The sequence below is a fragment of the Pseudomonas poae genome, assembly GCA_028869255.1.
In the GTDB taxonomy this organism is placed as follows: domain Bacteria; phylum Pseudomonadota; class Gammaproteobacteria; order Pseudomonadales; family Pseudomonadaceae; genus Aquipseudomonas; species Aquipseudomonas poae_C.
Window position 1 is genome coordinate 4259163 of the sequence record CP110972.1, and the last position, 16992, is coordinate 4276154.

The following is a 16992-nucleotide window of genomic DNA, read 5'->3' on the forward strand; positions in this document are numbered from 1 at the left end:
CCACCGCTATCGCAGGCAAGCCAGCTCCCACATTTTTTAAACCCTGCGGTTCATCAGCTTAAATAGCCATCCGCACGCAGCAAGGTTTCCAGGCAGTGCTCGCTGATGTGGTAGAACGCCTTCAATTCCTGGATTTTTTCCAGCAACTGCGCATTGTCCAAAGGCTCGGCGCGTTTGACCGCGAGAATCATCTTGTTCTTGTTGGTGTGTTCCAACGAGATGAACTCAAACACCTTGGTCTCATAACCGCAGGCTTCAAGGTACAGCGCACGCAGGCTGTCGGTGACCATCTCCGCCTGTTGGCCCAGGTGCAGGCCGTATTGCAGCATCGGTTTGAGCAGTACCGGGCTCTGGATCTGCAGGCGAATCTGTTTATGGCAGCACGGCGAGCACATGATGATCGACGCACCGGAGCGGATACCGGTGTGGATCGCGTAGTCGGTGGCGATATCGCAGGCATGCAGGGCGATCATCACGTCCAGGTCGCTGGGCGCCACGCTGCGCACATCACCGCATTTGAACACCAGCCCCGGGTGCTCCAGGCGGGCGGCGGCGGTGTTGCACAGGGTCACCATGTCTTCGCGTAGCTCCACGCCGGTCACTTCGCCCTCGGCCTTGAGGGTGTTGCGCAGGTAGTCGTGGATGGCGAAGGTCAGGTAGCCCTTGCCCGAGCCAAAATCGGCGACGCGTACCGGCTGGTCGAGCTTCAAGGGCGACGAGGTCAGCGCATGGCTGAACACTTCGATGAACTTGTTGATCTGCTTCCACTTGCGCGACATCGACGGGATCAGCGCGTGTTTGGCATCGGTTACGCCGAGGTCGGCGAGGAACGGCCGGCTCAGGTCGAGGAAGCGATTTTTCTCGCGGTTATGCTCAGCCGATGGCGCCTCGCGCAATTGCTGGGGCTTGCTTTTGAACAACGAGCTTTTGTTCTTCTTGCTGTATTCCAGCTGGGCTTCGTCGGTCAGCGACAGCAAATGCGCGTTTTTGAACGCGGCCGGCAGCAACTCGGCAATCGCTGCGACGCCGTCGGCCAGGAGCAGGTTCTTGGTAATGTCGCGGGTCTTGTAGCGGTAGACGAAGGACAGGCATGCCTGCTCCTTGACCGTCACAGGTTTGATGATCAGCCGTTGCAATTCGGCCTCGTCACCGACGTACTTGGCCAGCACCAGCTTGATAAACGCGTTCTGCGCCAGGCTTGCGCTCAGCAGTTCGATGAACTGGGCGTGATGATCCGGCGCGGGGCTGGCAGGTTGAGCGGTGACGGACATGAAAAAAAACGCCTCGGGCTGGGAATGCCGGGCATTTTAGGGGGGATAGGGGTTAAGGGCACGGGGTTATTTGATCAACGGTAATTGGATTGGATAACACAGAACCCAATGTGGGAGCGGGCTTGCTCGCGAAAGCGGTGGGCCAGTCACCGAATAGGTTGGCTGACAGTCCGTATTCGCGAGCAAGCCCGCTCCCACATATTGGTTCTGTGTTGGCTGGGCTATTCGAGTACCACCAGACGGTTCGGCAGCTCATTGCGCGTTTGCGTCACCGGCACATGCACCTTGAGCAACTCGCCACAGGCTTCAATGCAGGCAATAAACCCGGCCAGCGTTTGCCCCTGCTTCACCTGTTGGGTGAACGCGGTGACGATGCCGTCCCAACTGCTGTCATCCAAGTGCTTGGAAATACCTTCATCCACCAGGATTTCCACGTAGCGTTCCGCCTCACTGACAAAAATCAGCACACCAGTGCTGCCGAGCGTGTGGTGCAGGTTCTGCTCCAGGAACTGCCGCCGCGCCAGATTCGAGGCCCGCCAATGGCGCACTGAGCGCGGGATCAACCGAGTAGTGACCTTGGGCAAGCGAAACACCAGGCACAACACGATAAACGTCGCCCATTGCGCCAACAGCAAGGTGTACATGGTCAGATAGCCCGACAAGTAATGCACCACGCCAGGCACCACCAAGGCGATCAGGCTGGCCCACAGCAGCGGGATGTAGGCGTAATCGTCGGCGCGGGCCGCCAGCACCGTCACCAGTTCGGCGTCGGTCTGTTGTTCCACCCGTGCAATCGCCTCAGCCACTTGGCGCTGCTCGTGCTCACTTAGTAATGCCATGGTTGTAGATGCTCTGTTTTCGTTATTGTCATTACCAGCCGCCAGAAGCCCCGCCGCCGCCGAAGCCGCCACCGCCGCCCCGGAAACCACCACCGCCGCCTCCGCCACCGCCGCGTCCGCTGCTGCTGAGAATCGCCAGCAAGATAGCGCCCACCGGCAGCCCCATGCGATTGCACAGCCACAACACGCCGATCAGCAGGATAAACAGGCCGATGGAAAACCCGGGATTATCCTTGGCAAAGTTGGCATCCGCCACATGCGCCGGCACCGCCAACGGCTCGCCACCCACCACCTGCACCATCGCCGACACACCGTCGCTGATGCCCTGGCTGTAATTGCCGGCCTTGAACTTGGGCGCGATCACCTGGTTGATGATCACCCACGACTGCGCATCGGTCAGCACGCCTTCCAGGCCATAGCCGACTTCGATGCGCAATTTGCGCTCATCGCGGGCGACGATCAACAGCGCGCCATTGTCCTTGCCCTTTTGGCCAATGCCCCATTGGCGGCCCAGTTGGTAACCGTAGTCTTCAATCGGCACGCCCTGCAGGTCGGACACGGTGACCACCACAATCTGGTCGCCACGACTCTGCTCCAGCGCCTGCAATTGCTGAGTGATCTGCTCGCGTGTTGCCGGGTCGATCATCTGCGCGGTGTCCACCACCCGCCCGGTCAAGGCCGGGAAGGTCAGCGCCGCGTGGGCCACGCCCACGCAGGCCAGCAGCCACAGCGCCAAGCCTATCCGTAATAAACGCATCGACACCTCAGGAAAGTCTTATTTGAACTTCACTTGCGGCGCTTTATCGGCATCGGCACTGGTGGCTTCAAACGTGGCGCGGATCGGCAAGTCGCTGTACATCACGCTGTGCCACAGACGGCCGGGGAAGGTGCGGATTTCGGTGTTGTAGGCTTGCACCGCCTGGATAAAATCGCGGCGGGCCACGGCAATCCGGTTTTCCGTGCCTTCAAGTTGCGACTGCAGGGCCAGGAAGTTCTGGTTGGCTTTCAGGTCCGGGTAGCGCTCGGACACCACCATCAAACGGCTGAGAGCACCGCTCAAGCCGTCCTGGGCTTGCTGGAACTGCTTGAGTTTTTCCGGGTTGTCGAGGGTGCTGGCGTCCACCTGGATCGAGGTGGCCTTGGCCCGCGCTTCAATTACGGCGGTGAGGGTGTCCTGCTCATGGGCGGCGTAGCCCTTGACCACTTCCACCAGGTTGGGGATCAAGTCGGCGCGGCGCTGGTACTGGTTCTGCACCTGGCCCCAGGCGGCCTTGGCCTGTTCGTCCAGGGTCGGGATGTTGTTGATGCCGCAACCGCTCAGCACTGTGCTGATCAATAGCAAAACCGCGGCCTTCAAGCCCCAGCGGTAACCTTGTGCTGCTTGCATGGTGTTTCTCCTGCCCAATCTTGATGGAATGTTACGACTAACCCTATACACCGCGCGCTTGGGGCATAATCCGCCACCACTGGAATGCATTGAGCCAATCAGCTACAAAGATGCCCAGCGCGAAAAAGAGTTCAGAGTGTGCTGCATTTATCTGAACAACACCCGAACAACAATAGACGCTCCCCACATTTTGGCCGACAGCGTTCCCTTGATGCTGTGCAGTGAGCCGAAAAAGGATATTCATGAAAAAGCTGTGTTTGCTCGGCCTTGTTGCCACTCTGGCCAGTTACCCCGTGTGGGCAGAAACAAAGCCTGCTGCGCTTAAAGACAAGGACGCCTTCGTCAGCGACCTGCTCAAGCAGATGACCCTGGATGAAAAGATCGGCCAGTTGCGCCTGATCAGCATCGGCCCCGAGATGCCCCGCGAGCTGATCCGCAAGGAAATCGCCGCCGGCCGTATCGGTGGCACCTTCAACTCGATCACCCGCCCGGAAAACCGCCCGATGCAGGACGCGGCCATGCGCAGCCGGTTGAAGATCCCGATGTTCTTCGCCTATGACGTGATCCATGGCCACCGGACCATTTTCCCGATCAGCCTGGCCCTGGCCTCCAGCTGGGACATGGACGCCATCGGCCGCTCCGGGCGCATCGCCGCCCAGGAAGCCGCCGCCGACAGCCTCGACATCACCTTTGCGCCGATGGTCGACATCTCCCGCGACCCGCGCTGGGGCCGCACCTCCGAAGGTTTCGGCGAAGACACCTACCTGGTCTCGCGGATCGCCGAAGTGATGGTCAAGGCGTTCCAGGGCGCCAGCCCCGCCAACGCCGACAGCATCATGGCCAGCGTCAAGCACTTCGCCCTGTATGGCGCGGTTGAGGGCGGTCGCGACTACAACGTGGTCGACATGAGCCCGGTCAAGATGTACCAGGACTACCTGCCGCCCTACCACGCGGCGATCAAGGCCGGTTCCGGCGGCGTGATGGTGGCGCTCAACTCGATCAACGGCGTGCCCGCCACCGCCAACACCTGGCTGATGAACGACCTGCTGCGCAGGGACTGGGGCTTCAAGGGCCTGGCCGTAAGCGACCACGGCGCAATCGTCGAGCTGATCAAGCACGGCGTGGCCAAGGACGGGCGTGAAGCCGCGAAGCTGGCGATCAAGGCCGGCATCGACATGAGCATGAACGACTCGCTGTACGGCAAGGAACTGCCGGGGCTGCTCAAGTCCGGCGAGATCGAGCAAAGCGACATCGACAACGCCGTGCGTGAAGTGCTCGCCGCCAAGTACGACATGGGCCTGTTCAAAGACCCGTACCTGCGTATCGGCAAGGCCGAGGATGACCCGGCCGACACTAACGCCGAGAACCGCCTGCACCGTGCCGACGCCCGCGACGTCGCACGCCGCAGCCTGGTGCTGCTGAAAAACCATAACGAAACACTGCCGCTGAAAAAATCCGCGACCATCGCCCTGGTCGGCCCATTGGCCAAGGCCCCCATCGACATGATGGGCAGCTGGGCGGCGGCCGGCCAACCGGCGCAATCGGTGACCCTGCTCGACGGCATGAACGCCGTGATCGGCGAAAAAGGCAAAATTATCTATGCCCGTGGCGCCAACATCACCAACGACAAGGCCGTAGTCGACTACCTCAACTTCCTCAACTTCGATGCCCCGGAAGTGGTGGATGACACCCGCCCGGCGCAAGTGCTGATCGACGAAGCGGTCAAGGCCGCCAAGGATGCCGACGTGGTGGTGGCCGCTGTGGGCGAGTCCCGTGGCATGTCCCACGAATCGTCCAGCCGCACCGACCTGAACATCCCGCAAAGCCAGCGCGACCTGATCAAGGCCCTCAAAGCCACCGGCAAGCCGTTGGTACTGGTGCTGATGAACGGCCGCCCGCTGTCGATTGTCGAGGAGAACCAGCAAGCCGACGCGATCCTGGAAACCTGGTTCGCCGGCACCGAAGGCGGCAACGCCATTGCCGATGTGCTGTTCGGTGACTACAACCCTTCGGGCAAGCTGCCGATCACCTTCCCACGTTCGGTTGGGCAGATTCCCACCTACTACAACCACTTGACCATCGGCCGCCCGTTCACTCCGGGCAAGCCGGGCAACTACACCTCGCAGTACTTCGATGACACCACCGGGCCGCTGTTCCCGTTTGGTTATGGCCTGAGCTATACCTCGTTCAGCCTGTCGGACATGGCGCTGTCGTCCACCACCCTGAACAAGACCGGCAAGCTCGATGCCAGCGTCACGGTAACGAACACCGGCAAGGTCGATGGCGAAACCGTGGTGCAGCTTTACATCCAGGACGTGGCCGGCTCGATGATCCGCCCGATCAAAGAGCTGAAGAACTTCCAGAAGGTCATGCTCAAGGCCGGCGAAGAGCGCACCCTGCACTTCACCATCACCGAGGAAGACTTGAAGTTCTACAACACCCAGCTCAAGTTCGCGGCGGAGCCGGGTGAGTTCAATGTGCAGATCGGGCTGGATTCCCAGGCTGTGCAGCAGCAGACCTTTGAATTGCTCTAACGTCTGAGGCAGCCAAAAAATGTGGGAGCGGGCTTGCTCGCGAATGCGGTGGATCAGTCGACCTCGTCAGTGACTGACACTCTGCATTCGCGGGCAAGCCCGCTCCCACATTTGTTTGGCGGTGTTCTTCTTAGCCGCGTCTATCCAGCAAGTTAACCACCAACCGATCAATCCAGCCCCACACCCGCTGCTTCACCCGCCGCCACAACGGCCGCTTCTTCCACGCCTCCAGGCTCACCGCCTGGCTCTGGGTAAAATCCCGTTCGAAACTGCCCGCCACGGCCAGCGTCAGCTCAGGGTCGAGCGCTTCCAGATTGGCTTCAGGTTGAAGCGCAAATTCCAGTGATCGAAATTGCATGACCCAATGCTGACCCAATCGTCCACCAACACCATTTTCAGGTGCAGGAAACACGGCTGGTATTCAAAAATCTGTACGCCCGAACGCAGCAGACGCGGGTAATAACGGTGCCCGGCGTAGCGCACGGACGGGTGATCGGTGCGCGGGCCGGTCAGCAACAGACGCACATCCACCCCGCGACCGGCCGCACGGCGCAGGGCGCGGCGCACGCTCCAGGTCGGCAAAAAATACGGCGTGGCCAGCCAGATGCGCTGCCGGCTGCTGTTCAAGGCGCGAATCAGCGACTGCAAGATATCGCGGTGCTGGCGGGCATCGGCATACGCGACGCGCCCCAGGCCCGGCCCGGTCGCGGGCACCTTGGGCAAGCGCGGCAAACCGAAATGGGTGGCGGGCTTCCACTCGCGGCGCGCCGCATTGGCGTGCCATTGGCGGTCGAACAGCGCCTGCCAGTCCAGCACCAGCGGGCCGCTGATTTGCACCATCACTTCATGCCAGTCGGCGCTGTCCTGCCCCGGCGTCCAGAACTCGTCGGTGACCCCGGTGCCCCCGACCACGGCGATGCTCTGGTCGATCAGCAACAGCTTGCGGTGGTCGCGGTACAGGTTGCGCATCCAGCGCCGCCAGCTCAGGCGATTGTAGAACCGCAACTCCACACCGGCATCGGTCAGGCGCTTGCGCAGCCCCAGGGTAAAGGCCAGGCTGCCGTAGTCATCAAACAGGCAGCGCACCCGCACGCCGCGCTCGGCGGCCAGCACCAGCGCCTGCACCATCGCGTCGGCACAGGCCCCGGCTTCCACCAGGTATAACTCCAGGTCGACTTGCCGCTCGGCCCGCGCAATCCCTACCAGCATCTGCGGGAAAAACTGCGGGCCGTCGATCAGCAACTCGAAACGGTTGGCGCTGCGCCAGGGGAACACCGCGCCACTCATGTCAGCGCGCCGTAAAAATCAGTACCGCACCCACCGGCACCGACAAACTGATCGACTTGATCCCCGCCGCCTTGCGCAGTGTTGCCACGCCCGGCGCCAGGTCAAAATCCTCGGCATGCAACACCACCGGTTCCAGAGTCACCACCTGGAAGCGCCGGTCATCCAGGCGCGTGGCCAACAACTCGGCGCTATAGGTCTGGGTCTTGCCGTGCAAGGTGACGTTCAGCGGCAAGCGCAATTCCAATTGCGCACCGGGCGCCAGGTCGTTGATGGGTTGCAGGTTGATCTGTGCGCTGATCAGCGCGTCGGGGAAGGTCTTGATCTGGAACAGATCATTACGCATGCGTTCGTCACGCAACGGAACGCCACTGTTGATCGACTCCAGCTCCACTTCCAATTGCGCCGCGCCCTTGCTGTCGACCTTGCCGTGCAACACCAGAAAACGATGTACCTCGGCGATCTCGGTGTTTTTGGTGGTGACGAACGACAGCCGCGAGGACTCGTTGTCCAGGTACCAGTCGGCATGGGCAGGCACGGCAGCGCAGGTCAACAGCGTGAGGGCCAGAGGTTTGACATTGAACATAAAAACTCATGGGGCAAAAAACCTGCACGAACCTTAAGCGCAATGTCACGAACGGCGCAAATCCAATGTGGGAGCTGGCTTGCCTGTGATGATGGCGGCAGGCTGATCCACCGCTATCGCAGGCAAGCCAGCTCCCGCAGGGTTTTGTGGTGTCAGGGAAGCAGGCGGCAGCCCTGCCGATCCCCCAGCCAACGCGCCGTGTGCGTACGCCCCAACCCACTCGCCGTGACTTCACTGCGCTTCGGGTTATCGCTGAACGCACTGGTGGGCACGTACTGCTTCACATAACCCAGGCAATACCCGGCCGGGTTGTTCGCCACATAGCGGCACGAGCAGTACTCCTTGGCCGTGTACGCCGCGATGATATCGGGGAAGGCTTGCAGGTTGACGCGCTCGTGCCAGATCCAACCCAGCAGCGCGAGTAACAGCAGCAGAAACAGGCTGCTAAACGGCCGACGACGGATCATGGTTGCACCGCCGCGAGCACGCGCTTGAGCAGGTCGTTATGGCGGTAACTGCCGTCGCGGTCATCGCCGTAGCGCACGATCACCAAGCGTTCGTCAGGCATCACGTACAGCGCCTGGCCCCAGTGGCCGAGTGCGGCAAAGGTGTCGGCGGGTGCATCAGGCCAAGGGCGCGGCGCCCCGGTGTTGAGCCACCACTGGCCGCCCGGCACGGCTTCGTCCTGGCCGACCTTATATTTGTCGAAGGGTTGGCGGTTGAAGGCGACCCAGTCTTTGGGCAGCAACTGCTGCTCACCCCAGCGCCCGTTCCGTGCCATCAACAGGCCGACCCGCGCCAGGTCGCGGGCGGTCAGGTAGGCGTAGGAGGAGGCGACAAAGGTTTCGTCGGCATCGGTTTCCCACGTGGCGTTGTGAATGCCCAACGGCTTGAACATCGCATCCCACGGGTAACTCATGTACGCCTTGTGGCCGAGCATGCCCTTGAGCGCGGCGGACAAGATATTGCTGTCGCCACTGGAATATCGAAACGCCTGGCCCGGCGCGCTGAAAGACTCGGTGCCAGCGGCAAACTCGGCCATGTCGGCGCGGCCCCGGGTGTAGAGCATCGCCACCACCGAGGATTTCAGCGGGGCGTATTCGTAGTCTTCCTGCCAGTCCAGGCCCGAGGCCCAGTGCAGCAAGTCGGCCATTGTGACCTTGGGGTGCTGTTTCATCGGCGGGTAGAAGCGTGCGGCGGGGTCGCTCAGCTTGAAGCGGTTTTCACCGTAGGCCACGCCCAGCACCGTCGCCATCAGGCTTTTGCTGATGGACCAGATCAGGTGCGGCGTGCGAGCGGTGGTGGGCTCGGCGTAGCGTTCATAGATGACCTCACCGTCACGGATCACCAGCAGCGCGTCGGTGCGGATGCCCTGGCGGGTGGCATCATCACGCGCAGGGAAAGCATAGGCATTCAAGGCATCGACGGCGGGGCCTGAGAGCGGCGTGCCCTTGGCCCACTCCTTGTCGGGCCAGGTTTCGGCGCGGGCGGTAACGGTGACAAGTAGCAGCGCAACGCACAACAGGCCTCTGACCATGGACGCAAACTCAAGGGGGCATTCAAGCCCGCGAGCCTAGACGAGGCACATGACATTTTTGCGACGCCAGCGTGACCCGAGGCCTGTCATCTAAGCGTCACCGTAACTTCATGGAGCTGACACCGAGCCTACATAGCCTGAGTTTGGACAAACAAGTCGACCGGCCGAGAAGTGGCCGGCACTCGGAGATTCGCCATGACTCAGATCGCCCGCATCAGCGACACCGGCAATGAACGCCGTCTGCAAGCCGAACGCCTGGTTGGCGCACAGGCTTTGCAGGAAGCCCAGGCCCTGCGGTTCAACGTGTTCAGCGGCGAGTTCAACGCCAAGCTGAAAGGCGCGGAACTGGGTCTGGACATGGATGACTATGATGTTCACTGCAGCCACATCGGCGTGCGGGATTTGAACAGCGGTCGACTGGTCGCCACCACCCGCTTGCTGGACCACCAGGCCGCCAGCACCCTGGGCCGGTTCTACAGTGAAGAAGAATTCAGCCTGCACGGCCTGCTGCACCTGCAGGGCCCGATCCTGGAAATCGGCCGCACTTGCGTCGACCCGGCCTACCGCAATGGCGGCACCATCGCCGTGTTGTGGGGCGAGTTGGCCGAAGTGCTCAACCAAGGCGGCTACAGCTACCTGATGGGTTGCGCGAGCATCCCGATGCACGACGGCGGCATCCAGGCCCACGCGATCATGCAGCGTCTGCGCGAACGCTACTTGTGCAACGAACACCTGCGCGCCGAGCCCAAAAACCACTGCCGGCGCTGGACCTGCCGTCCAACGTCATCGCGGAAATGCCGCCGCTGCTCAAGGCTTACATGCGCCTGGGCGCGAAGATCTGCGGCGAGCCGTGCTGGGATGAAGATTTCCAGGTGGCCGACGTGTTCATCCTGCTCAAGCGCGACGAGTTGTGCCCGCGCTACGCACGCCACTTCAAGGCAGCCATGTGATGGGCCGCCTGCGCGTATACGGGCGGATTGCCCGCGTGTTGCTGGTGGTGGCGCTGGGTTTGAGCATGGCCAGTGTGTTTGGCGTGTTTGAGCGGATGGGGATTGCCAACTCGATGGTGCGCCGTCAGCGCTGGTCGCGGTTTTTTATGGCGCGGCTGACCAACGCCCTGCCCTTTCGCGTGACAGTACACGGCGAGTTGCCGCAAACACCGATGCTGTGGGTGAGCAATCACGTGTCCTGGACCGACATCCCGCTGCTGGGCATGGTCACGCCGCTGTCGTTTTTGTCCAAGGCCGAAGTGCGCACCTGGCCGGTGGCCGGCTGGCTGGCGGCCAAGGCCGGTAGCCTGTTTATCCGTCGCGGTTCGGGCGACAGCCAGTTGATCCGCAAACAGATGACCCGTCACCTGGAGCAACAGCACCCGCTGTTGATGTTCCCCGAGGGCACCACCACCGACGGGCGCAGCCTGCGTACCTTCCACGGGCGCTTGCTGGCCAGTGCGATCGACGCGGATGTGTCGCTGCAACCGGTGGCGATCCGTTATCTGCGCAATGGCCAAGTGGACTCACTGGCGCCGTTTATTGGCGATGACGATTTGCTGTCGCACCTGATGCGCCTGTTTGCCAATGACCAGGGTGATGTGGAAATCCATGTGCTCAAGCCGATTGCCTGTGCCGGGCAAGAACGTGCGGCGCTGGCGTTCCAGGCGCAGCAGGCGGTGCAGAAGGCGTTGTTTGGGCCGTTGCCAGAGGCAGAGCAAGTGGATGCCCGGCCTGCGTTCGCGGCGTGAAGCGCATACGGTAAAAAATGTGGGAGCGGGCTTGCTCGCGAAAGCGGTGGATCAGTCAGCATGTAGGTAACTGACAAACCGCATTCGCGAGCAAGCCCGCTCCCACATTTAGATATCAGTAGTCAGCTGGGCTTGTGCAAACGCCTGTAACTTTGGATAGAACACCCGGAAGTCTTCACTCAACGGCTCATACAACACCCGCAATTCCTGCATCGCATACCCCAATTCCTCTGGCTGCGTCAGCCGCCGTGAAATCCCGCGCAACACCTGCTCCATCACTGCGAACTCGCGGTACGAGCCCAGCCAGTCATCCGCCGCCATATAGGGTGCAATCTGCGCCAGCCGCCCCGGCAACTGCGGTTCGGCGGCCAGCACGCGGTACACCTGTGAGGTGAAGCGCTCCAGCGGCTGGTCGGCGTACAGCGCCCAATCCCGCGCCAGGCAGTGGTCGAAGAACACATCCAGCACGATCCCGGCATAGCGCCTGCGGGTGAGGCTGAAACGCGACAGCGCCTCCCCTACCAACGGGTGGCTGTCGGTGAAACGGTCGATTGAGCGGTGCAGCTGGATCGCCGCTTCGATTTGCGGGCTGAACTGGCCCTGCAGGCGGCCTTTGACGAAGTCGCCATACAGGCTGCCCAGCAGTTGCGCAGGAAGTTGGCCGCCCAAGTGCAGATGTGCGAGATAATTCATGGCGCGCAGTCTAGCACTGCCGCCAATGTATCGTTATAACCCGATATACCGATTTAGCCTTGATTCAGACCAAAATCATATTGGTGTATCGGGATATAGCGATTTAAAGTTCGCCTCATCGCGATATAACGCTTTACGAAACCGAGCAACTGCCATGTCCATCGACCTCGACGAAATAATAAAAGCCCTGGCGCACCCAGTACGACGAGACATCCTCACCTGGCTGAAAGACCCGAAAGTGCAATTCCCCGAGCAACTGCACAACCATGAATACGGCATCTGTGCCGGGCAGATCGACCAGCGCTGCGGCTTGTCTCAATCAACCGTGTCGGCCCACCTGGCCACGCTGCAACGCGCAGGTTTGATCAGCAGCCAGAAGGCCGGGCAGTGGCACTTTTTCAAACGCAATGAGGAAGTGATCCAAGCCTTCCTCGCTGCGCTCACCACAGAACTCAGCGCGGACGACAACGCAGCGCTGTAACAAGGAAACGATAATGCCTCTCTCGCTACTCATACTGGCCCTCAGCGCCTTCGCCATCGGCACCACCGAGTTCGTCATCATGGGCCTGCTGCCCGATGTGGCGGCAGACCTCGGCGTGTCGATCCCCGGCGCCGGCTGGCTGGTGACCGGCTACGCCCTGGGCGTGGCCATCGGCGCGCCCTTCATGGCACTGGCCACCGCCAGGCTGCCGCGCAAAGCCGCCCTGGTAGCGTTGATGGGCATCTTTATTGTCGGCAACCTGCTCTGCGCCCTGGCCAGTGACTACAACGTGCTGATGTTTGCCCGTGTGGTCACCGCGCTGTGCCACGGTGCGTTCTTCGGGATCGGTTCGGTGGTAGCCGCCAACCTGGTGCCGGCCAACAAGCGTGCGTCGGCGGTGGCCTTGATGTTCACCGGTTTGACCCTGGCCAATGTGCTCGGTGTGCCGCTGGGCACCGCGCTGGGCCAGGAAGCCGGCTGGCGTTCGACCTTCTGGGCGGTGACGGTGATTGGTGTGGTGGCGTTGATCGGCCTGATCCGCTTCCTGCCGGCCAAGCGTGACGAAGAAAAACTCGACATGCGCGCCGAACTCCGAGCCCTCAAGGGGGCCGGCATCTGGTTGTCGCTGACCATGACCGCGCTGTTCGCCGCGTCCATGTTCACCCTCTTTACCTATGTTGCGCCGCTGCTCGGTGATGTCACCGGCGTATCGCCCAAAGGCGTGACCTGGACCCTGTTACTGATCGGCCTGGGCCTCACCGTGGGTAACATCATCGGTGGCAAGCTGGCGGACAAACGCCTGGCAGCCACCCTGATCGGCGTATTTATCAGCATGGCAGTGGTTTCCACGGTGCTGACCTGGACCAGTGTCGCGGTCATTCCGACTGAAATCACCCTGTTCCTGTGGGCCACCGCTTCGTTCGCCGCCGTACCGGCGCTGCAGATCAACGTGGTGACCTTCGGCAAGGCCGCACCGAACCTGGTGTCCACCCTCAACATCGGCGCCTTCAACATCGGCAACGCCCTCGGTGCCTGGGTCGGCGGCAGCGTGATTGCCCATGGTTTCGGCCTGACCAGCGTGCCTCTGGCGGCTGCGGCCCTGGCGATCCTTGCGCTGCTGGTAACCCTGATTACTTTCCGTCAGAGCGGCGATGCCGACCTGGCCCCTGCGACCAACTGATCAATCCACTTAAAGAGAAGGGTGTTATCCCATGACGACTATTTTCGATCCGATCAAACTGGGCGACCTGGAACTGTCGAACCGCATCATCATGGCACCGCTGACCCGCTGCCGCGCCGACGCCGGCCGCGTACCCAACGCGCTGATGGCGGAGTACTACGTACAACGCGCCTCCGCCGGGCTGATCCTCAGCGAAGCCACCTCGGTCACGCCGCTGGGCGTAGGCTACCCGGACACCCCGGGCATCTGGTCCAACGACCAGGTACGCGGCTGGGCCAACGTGACCAAGGCCGTGCACGGCGCGGGCGGCAAGATTTTCCTGCAACTGTGGCACGTCGGCCGGATCTCCCACGAGTCCTACTTGAACGGCGAAACGCCGGTAGCGCCCAGCGCAATTCAAGCCAAAGGCCACGTCAGCCTGGTGCGCCCGCTGGCCGATTACCCAACGCCACGCGCACTGGAAACCGCTGAAATCGCCGATATCGTCGACGCTTACCGCACCGGTGCGGAAAACGCCAAGGCCGCAGGGTTTGACGGCGTGGAAATCCACGGCGCCAACGGCTACCTGCTCGACCAGTTCCTGCAGACCAGCACCAACCAGCGCACCGACAACTACGGCGGTTCCCTGGAAAACCGTGCACGCCTGCTGCTGGAAGTGACCGACGCCGCCATCGAAGTCTGGGGCGCCGGCCGTGTGGGGGTGCACCTGGCACCCCGCGCCGACGCGCATGACATGGGCGACGACAACCTGGCCGAAACCTTCACCTACGTCGCCAGCGAGCTGGGCAAGCGTGGCATCGCCTTTATTTGTTCGCGTGAGAAAGAAGCCGGCGACAGCCTGGGCCCGCAACTGAAAAAGCCTTCGGCGGCCCGTACATCGCCAACGAACGCTTCACCAAGGACAGCGCCAACGCCTGGCTGGCCTCGGGCAAGGCCGATGCGGTGGCCTTCGGCGTACCGTTCATTGCCAACCCGGACCTGCCGGCTCGCCTGAAAGCCGATGCGCCACTGAACGAAGCGCATCCGGAAACCTTCTACGGCAAGGGCCCGGTCGGTTATATCGACTACCCGACATTGGCGCTGTAATAGGCCGAAACCTAAAACCAAATGTGGGGAGGGGCTTGCCCCCGATGGCGGTGTATCAGTCACTGTATGTGTTGACTGAACCACTGCCATCGGGCGCAAGCCCCCTCCCACATTGTTGGCTGTGTGCAGGTTCTGGCTACATTGCTTCACAGAACCGCAACAAAATCCCTACAAAATACTTAGGCGGCTACCTATCAACCGCCCGCCAGCCCGTATATAAAGTCACCCCACCGATCAGGCAAAAGGACGATTGACGCTCCTTGGGCTTTACTGTTGACACAAGTGGATGCAATTACGCATTTTGTCTTAATTGCGCAGGCTAGGGCTCAGGCGCAGCATGTCCAGCCCTGCATCCACCCAGCGTTCGGCGTCCTGATGCAGCTGAAAGCTGTCAGGCACCAGCAACCATTGGCCGATCAAACCGTGGATGTAGGCATGGATGCACACTGCACCCCGCGTGGTGTCGAGATTTTCTGGAAGCTGCCCGCGATGGACTGCGTTGCGTAACGTCAGGCTGATGCGCAGGTTGCATTCAAGGCTGTGGGTCTGGCGTTGGCGCCGCATGTCGCACATTTCATCGGTGAACTCGCACTTATGAAAAAGGATCTCATTGATGCGCCGGGTTTTCGGGTCCAGGGCCACTTGATGATAGAGATGAATCAGCAACTTGCGCATACAGCCCAGCGGGTCGAGTTCATCCTCGCTTTCACTGGCGCGGGCCAACTCGTCCAGCGGCTCATGCAGGGTGTCGAGCAGCGCCTGCAACAGATCGGATTTATTGCTGAAATGCCAATAGATGGCACCCCGCGTCACACCGGCCAGCGCGGCGATATCCGCCAGCGTGGTCCGCGCAACACCACGCGCATAAAAGGCTTGCTCGGCGGCGTCGAGAATTTGGCTGCGCGTTTCCTGAGCTTCCTCTTTGGTGCGACGAACCATGGCAGTAAAACCTCAATCAGGACACTTGAGACTATCGTTAACGCAACGTTAATAGGCGTTAACGATCATCAGAATATTTGTGGGACGACACCGTCATGGGTGCCGAACGTAATGGAATCGAGGCTTTGGGCGTTGCTTTGTCAACATTGCGCAAAGCCTGTCAAGAGTTTACAAACAACCATGAACGTAAGTATATTGCGTAGCAAGCTACTTATCCACTCACAGCTTGTTTTTTACCCTTCCACCCTTCTTGTGCGCACCCTGCGCGCCTGACCCGAGGATCTTCATGCAACTTAAGCCAGCTGTTACCGCTCTGGTCACTGCCGTCGCCCTGGCATCGCTGCTCAGCGGATGTAAAAAGGAAGAAGCGGCTCCGCCCGCTCAAACCCCTCAGGTCGGCGTGGTCACCCTTCAACCGCAAGCCTTTACCCTGACTTCAGAGCTGCCGGGCCGCACCACTGCCTACCGCATCGCGGAAGTTCGCCCGCAGGTCAACGGTATCATCCTCAAGCGCCTGTTCAAGGAAGGCGCGGATGTGAAGGAAGGCCAGCAGCTTTATCAGATCGACCCTTCGGTCTATGAAGCCACGCTCAAAAGCGCACAAGCCAGCCTGACCCAGACCAAGTCGATCACCGACCGCTACAAGCAGTTGGTCGATGAGCAAGCCGTCAGCCGTCAGGAATACGACACCGCCGTCGCCAATCGCATGACTTCGGAAGCAAACGTTCAAACCGCCCAGATCAACGTGCGTTACACCAAAGTGTTCGCGCCGATCTCCGGGCGTATCGGCCGTTCTTCGGTCACCGAAGGCGCGCTGGTGAGCAACGGCCAGACCGACGCCATGGCCGTGATCCAGCAACTGGACCCGATCTACGTCGACGTAACGCAGTCTTCGGCTGAAATGCTGAAACTGCGCCGCGACCTGGAAAGCGGCCAGCTGGAAAAAGCCGGCGCCAATGCCGCCAAGGTCAAGCTGACCCTGGAAGACGGCAGCGACTACGGCCAGGACGGCAAGCTCGAATTCTCCGAAGTGTCGGTCGACCAGACCACCGGTTCCGTGACCCTGCGCGCCGTGTTCCCGAACCCTGACCACACATTGCTGCCGGGCATGTTCGTGCACGCCCAACTGCAAGCCGGTGTGAACAGCAAGGCGATCCTGGCACCACAGCAAGGTGTGACCCGTGACCTGAAGGGCATCCCGACAGCCCTGGTGGTCAACGCGGACAACAAGGTCGAGCAGCGTGTGCTGGTCGCCAACCGCACCGCCGGCGCCTACTGGCTGGTGGAGAAGGGCCTGAACGCCGGTGACCGTGTGATCACCGAAGGCCTGCAGTACGTCAAGCCGGGCGTGGAGGTCAAGGTCAAGGATGCTGACAACGCCAAGCCCGCAGGTAGTGCAGCTCCTGCTGCTCCTGCTGGCAAAGGGGAGTAATC

Annotated in this window: 14 protein-coding genes and 3 pseudogenes; 7 read left to right on the forward strand and 10 right to left on the reverse strand. The window is 61.3% G+C overall.

The genetic code is table 11. From position 1 onward, the window contains the following. Positions 1-53: 53 nt before the first annotated feature. The 4 genes from LRS56_19365 to LRS56_19380 form a co-directional block, all read right to left on the reverse strand. The gene (locus LRS56_19365) at positions 54-1271 is read right to left on the reverse strand and encodes an SAM-dependent methyltransferase (protein WDU61002.1); all 1218 of its coding nucleotides are present in this window, start codon (positions 1269-1271) and stop codon (positions 54-56) included. 221 nt (positions 1272-1492) lie between these two features. Then, positions 1493-2110: a TPM domain-containing protein gene (locus LRS56_19370; GenBank protein ID WDU61003.1), complete on the reverse strand. Its 618-nt coding sequence runs from the start codon at positions 2108-2110 to the stop codon at positions 1493-1495. 31 nt (positions 2111-2141) lie between these two features. Further along, entirely contained in the window at positions 2142-2867 is a 726-nt protein-coding gene (locus LRS56_19375) for a YgcG family protein (GenBank protein ID WDU61004.1), read from the reverse strand. Positions 2868-2885: 18 nt separating this feature from the next. Then, complete coding sequence (locus tag LRS56_19380) at positions 2886-3497, reverse strand: LemA family protein (protein ID WDU61005.1); 612 nt, start codon at positions 3495-3497, stop codon at positions 2886-2888. A gap of 242 nt (positions 3498-3739) precedes the next feature. Between LRS56_19380 and bglX the strand changes: the two genes are divergently transcribed. Then, complete coding sequence (bglX, locus tag LRS56_19385) at positions 3740-6031, forward strand: beta-glucosidase BglX (GenBank protein WDU61006.1); 2292 nt, start codon at positions 3740-3742, stop codon at positions 6029-6031. A 130-nt stretch (positions 6032-6161) separates the two neighbouring features. On the opposite strand, the pseudogene LRS56_19390 reads toward bglX, so the two are convergent. From LRS56_19390 to LRS56_19405, 4 genes and pseudogenes are all read right to left on the reverse strand, one after another. Beyond that, a pseudogene (locus LRS56_19390) lies at positions 6162-7318 on the reverse strand (phosphatidylserine/phosphatidylglycerophosphate/cardiolipin synthase family protein). 1 nt (position 7319) lies between these two features. After that, a complete protein-coding gene (locus LRS56_19395; GenBank protein WDU61007.1) occupies positions 7320-7901 on the reverse strand; it encodes a YceI family protein in 582 nt (193 codons plus the stop codon). A gap of 152 nt (positions 7902-8053) precedes the next feature. Next, the gene (locus tag LRS56_19400) at positions 8054-8368 is read right to left on the reverse strand and encodes an amidase (protein ID WDU61008.1); all 315 of its coding nucleotides are present in this window, start codon (positions 8366-8368) and stop codon (positions 8054-8056) included. Beyond that, a complete protein-coding gene (locus LRS56_19405; protein ID WDU61009.1) occupies positions 8365-9438 on the reverse strand; it encodes a serine hydrolase in 1074 nt (357 codons plus the stop codon). The genes LRS56_19400 and LRS56_19405 overlap by 4 nt, the downstream gene beginning before the upstream one ends. 195 nt (positions 9439-9633) lie before the next feature. Here LRS56_19405 and LRS56_19410 point away from each other — a divergent pair. Both LRS56_19410 and LRS56_19415 read left to right on the forward strand, forming a co-directional pair. Further along, positions 9634-10388, forward strand: a pseudogene (locus LRS56_19410) (GNAT family N-acetyltransferase). Continuing rightward, entirely contained in the window at positions 10388-11179 is a 792-nt protein-coding gene (locus tag LRS56_19415; GenBank protein WDU65780.1) for a lysophospholipid acyltransferase family protein, read from the forward strand. The pseudogene LRS56_19410 and the gene LRS56_19415 overlap by 1 nt, the downstream one beginning before the upstream one ends. Positions 11180-11287: 108 nt before the next feature. On the opposite strand, the gene LRS56_19420 is transcribed toward LRS56_19415, so the two are convergent. Further along, complete coding sequence (locus LRS56_19420) at positions 11288-11872, reverse strand: ACP phosphodiesterase (GenBank protein WDU61010.1); 585 nt, start codon at positions 11870-11872, stop codon at positions 11288-11290. Positions 11873-12026: 154 nt separating this feature from the next. Between LRS56_19420 and LRS56_19425 the strand changes: the two genes are divergently transcribed. The 3 genes and pseudogenes from LRS56_19425 to LRS56_19435 all read left to right on the forward strand — a co-directional run bounded on the left by LRS56_19425 (position 12027) and on the right by LRS56_19435 (position 14619). After that, entirely contained in the window at positions 12027-12353 is a 327-nt protein-coding gene (locus LRS56_19425) for a helix-turn-helix transcriptional regulator (GenBank protein ID WDU61011.1), read from the forward strand. 13 nt (positions 12354-12366) lie between these two features. Then, on the forward strand, positions 12367-13533 hold the full coding sequence (locus tag LRS56_19430) for an MFS transporter (protein WDU61012.1): 1167 nt from the start codon (positions 12367-12369) through the stop codon (positions 13531-13533). A 31-nt stretch (positions 13534-13564) separates the two neighbouring features. Further along, a pseudogene (locus LRS56_19435) lies at positions 13565-14619 on the forward strand (alkene reductase). A 306-nt stretch (positions 14620-14925) separates the two neighbouring features. Here LRS56_19435 and LRS56_19440 read toward each other — a convergent pair. Beyond that, positions 14926-15558, reverse strand: a complete 633-nt coding sequence (locus tag LRS56_19440) for a TetR family transcriptional regulator (GenBank protein WDU61013.1) — start codon at positions 15556-15558, stop codon at positions 14926-14928. A gap of 286 nt (positions 15559-15844) precedes the next feature. Between LRS56_19440 and LRS56_19445 the strand changes: the two genes are divergently transcribed. Next, complete coding sequence (locus tag LRS56_19445) at positions 15845-16990, forward strand: efflux RND transporter periplasmic adaptor subunit (GenBank protein ID WDU61014.1); 1146 nt, start codon at positions 15845-15847, stop codon at positions 16988-16990. The last annotated feature ends 2 nt before the right edge of the window (positions 16991-16992 follow it).

What these genes read in the sequence shown, in the direction of transcription:
- LRS56_19365 (WDU61002.1), bottom strand. Translation starts at nt 1,271, where the DNA reads ATGTCCGTCACCGCTCAACCTGCCAGCCCCGCGCCGGATCATCACGCC.
- LRS56_19370 (WDU61003.1), bottom strand. Translation starts at nt 2,110, where the DNA reads ATGGCATTACTAAGTGAGCACGAGCAGCGCCAAGTGGCTGAGGCGATT.
- LRS56_19375 (WDU61004.1), bottom strand. Translation starts at nt 2,867, where the DNA reads ATGCGTTTATTACGGATAGGCTTGGCGCTGTGGCTGCTGGCCTGCGTG.
- LRS56_19380 (WDU61005.1), bottom strand. Translation starts at nt 3,497, where the DNA reads ATGCAAGCAGCACAAGGTTACCGCTGGGGCTTGAAGGCCGCGGTTTTG.
- bglX (WDU61006.1), top strand. Translation starts at nt 3,740, where the DNA reads ATGAAAAAGCTGTGTTTGCTCGGCCTTGTTGCCACTCTGGCCAGTTAC.
- LRS56_19395 (WDU61007.1), bottom strand. Translation starts at nt 7,901, where the DNA reads ATGTTCAATGTCAAACCTCTGGCCCTCACGCTGTTGACCTGCGCTGCC.
- LRS56_19400 (WDU61008.1), bottom strand. Translation starts at nt 8,368, where the DNA reads ATGATCCGTCGTCGGCCGTTTAGCAGCCTGTTTCTGCTGCTGTTACTC.
- LRS56_19405 (WDU61009.1), bottom strand. Translation starts at nt 9,438, where the DNA reads ATGGTCAGAGGCCTGTTGTGCGTTGCGCTGCTACTTGTCACCGTTACC.
- LRS56_19415 (WDU65780.1), top strand. Translation starts at nt 10,388, where the DNA reads ATGGGCCGCCTGCGCGTATACGGGCGGATTGCCCGCGTGTTGCTGGTG.
- LRS56_19420 (WDU61010.1), bottom strand. Translation starts at nt 11,872, where the DNA reads ATGAATTATCTCGCACATCTGCACTTGGGCGGCCAACTTCCTGCGCAA.
- LRS56_19425 (WDU61011.1), top strand. Translation starts at nt 12,027, where the DNA reads ATGTCCATCGACCTCGACGAAATAATAAAAGCCCTGGCGCACCCAGTA.
- LRS56_19430 (WDU61012.1), top strand. Translation starts at nt 12,367, where the DNA reads ATGCCTCTCTCGCTACTCATACTGGCCCTCAGCGCCTTCGCCATCGGC.
- LRS56_19440 (WDU61013.1), bottom strand. Translation starts at nt 15,558, where the DNA reads ATGGTTCGTCGCACCAAAGAGGAAGCTCAGGAAACGCGCAGCCAAATT.
- LRS56_19445 (WDU61014.1), top strand. Translation starts at nt 15,845, where the DNA reads ATGCAACTTAAGCCAGCTGTTACCGCTCTGGTCACTGCCGTCGCCCTG.